The sequence below is a fragment of the Schlesneria sp. genome (genome assembly GCF_036405755.1).
Classification (GTDB): Bacteria; Planctomycetota; Planctomycetia; order Planctomycetales; family Planctomycetaceae; genus Schlesneria; species Schlesneria sphaerica.
The window spans coordinates 1-1959 of the sequence record NZ_DASWWZ010000345.1 but is presented as its reverse complement, the minus strand read 5'-3'; the positions used below and the strand labels follow the sequence as shown (position 1 = coordinate 1959).

Here is a 1959-nt window from a genome sequence, read left to right as displayed (position 1 = left end):
GATGGCCAATCTTTGGACAGCGGACGGAACACGAGCACTCCGGATTGCACGTCACCTGAAGGCAGGTCGTGTTGCCATCAACGGCGGCGGGGCCTTGCGTCCCAATGTCCCCGTCTTCGGCTACAAGCTGAGCGGGATCGGGGCGGAACTGGGTTACGAAGAGGCTGCACACGAATACATGAAGTCGAAAGCCGTTATTTACTCTCTCGGAACGGAAAAATCTCCATGGCCGGAATAGGCGCTGGTTCAGGACAAGATGCACGAATTGGACTGCCGGTCACGGAACTCGACACACCGACACTGCTGCTGGACCGGGCCGCCTCTGATCGGAACCTGGCGACGATGGCCACCTATTTCCGGGATCGGCCTGCGAAGCTGCGCCCGCACTTCAAGAATCACAAGTGCGTGACACTCGCCAAACGCCAGATCGCCTCCGGGGCGATCGGGATGACCTGCGCCAAGCTGGCCGAAGCCGAGATCCTGGTCGAGCACGGGATCGAGAATGTTTTGATCGCCAATCAGATCGTAGGGACTGCCAAGACAACGCGGCTGGCGCAACTGGCGCGCAAGGCCCATGTCGCTGCCGCCGTCGATGACTTCGAGCAGGCCGTGGCAATTTCCCGTGCTGCGACCGCTGCCGGTTCTGTCGTCAATCTGCTCATTGAAGTCGACATCGGAATGGGTCGCTGTGGAGTCGCTCCGGGTGAACCAGCCCTGGAACTGGCACGACGCCTGACCGATCTGCCCGGCATCCGTTTAGCCGGCATCCAGGCCTATGAAGGACATCTGGTCAACGTGCTGGATCGGGCCGAGCGAACCACGCGCGCCCGTGCGGCGATGCAGCAGGCGGTCGATACGCGCCGTCTGATGGAAGGGGCGGGAATCCCCGTCGGCTGCATCAGCGGTTGCTCCAGTGCCACCTACAATTCCACCGGAGCACTGGAGGGTGTGGATGAAGTCCAGGCGGGAACGTATGCCACGATGGACGCCCAGTACCACCGGCTCGCACCCGAATTCGACATTGCCATGTCCCTGCTGGTCCGGGTCATCAGTCGGCCAGCCCCCGGCAAGGCGGTGCTGGATATCGGCGTGAAGGGAGCGGGCTGTGAGTTTGGCGTTCCGAAGATCCGGGATTACCCGGACGTCGAAATCCCGTTCTTTCTGGCCGAAGAGCACACCGTTGTGAACAACGCTCCCGACTGGAAGATCGGTGAGGTCATCCAGTTGATTCCGACCCACGCCTGCACGACGTGCAACCTGCATCGCGAGCTTGTTGTCCATGAGAACAACATCGTCGTCGACATCTGGCAGATCGAAGCGTCGGGTGAACTTCGCTGAGGAGGCGACGGTAACGCCCGGGTGACGCCCCAGCGAGGGGTCGCGGCCCCTGCGGAGCTCCGCTGACACCGCGACAACACCCTCACAACTTGCGATATTGACTTTAATCGCACTTATGAGTAACATCAAGACTCGTCGTGAGTCCCCCTGCGCCGAGATCGTTGATGAACGGGGATCAGGTTCAGTCGAAGTTGTTCAACCTGCTCAATTTGAGCAACTTCGAACCCATCGTTTCTCCCTGAAAACAGGGATGTTGCTCAACTTGTTCAACTTGCTCAAGGTTTTTTTCCGGCCGAGAATGATCGCGCGGGGGGCGGCAGGGCGAGTACAAGCGTCATGACGCCCGCAGTCCGGGGACGATCCTGGACGGCGCCGCCTCTCACGTTGCCCGCATGTTCAAAGTACGGTGCGACACCGAGCCGATCCTGTTCTTTGACAATCAACAGACCCATCATCTGAAGAAGACCGGCGTCTCGTCACGATCTCATCTTCGTCTTGATGCCACTGCTTCGCGGTTTTCGAAGATGCCGTGGCTGACCATCCCTGAAACAAGTCGAGCACTGCATGACCGAGGACGGTCATACAGTGGCATTTGAGATCTCTCGACCGTACAGGAGAGCG

The 1959-nt window shown here is 59.7% G+C and carries 2 protein-coding genes; both read left to right on the top strand.

What is annotated here, in order from left to right; translation table 11 throughout:
* Positions 1 to 238: aldehyde dehydrogenase family protein (locus VGE80_RS11845; protein WP_440592813.1), on the top strand; the 238-nt coding region annotated here is incomplete at its 5' end.
* The gene (locus VGE80_RS11840) at positions 226 to 1338 is read left to right on the top strand and encodes a DSD1 family PLP-dependent enzyme (protein ID WP_440592812.1); all 1113 of its coding nucleotides are present in this window, start codon (positions 226 to 228) and stop codon (positions 1336 to 1338) included. The genes VGE80_RS11845 and VGE80_RS11840, both read left to right, overlap by 13 nt.
* Positions 1339 to 1959 lie beyond the last annotated feature (621 nt).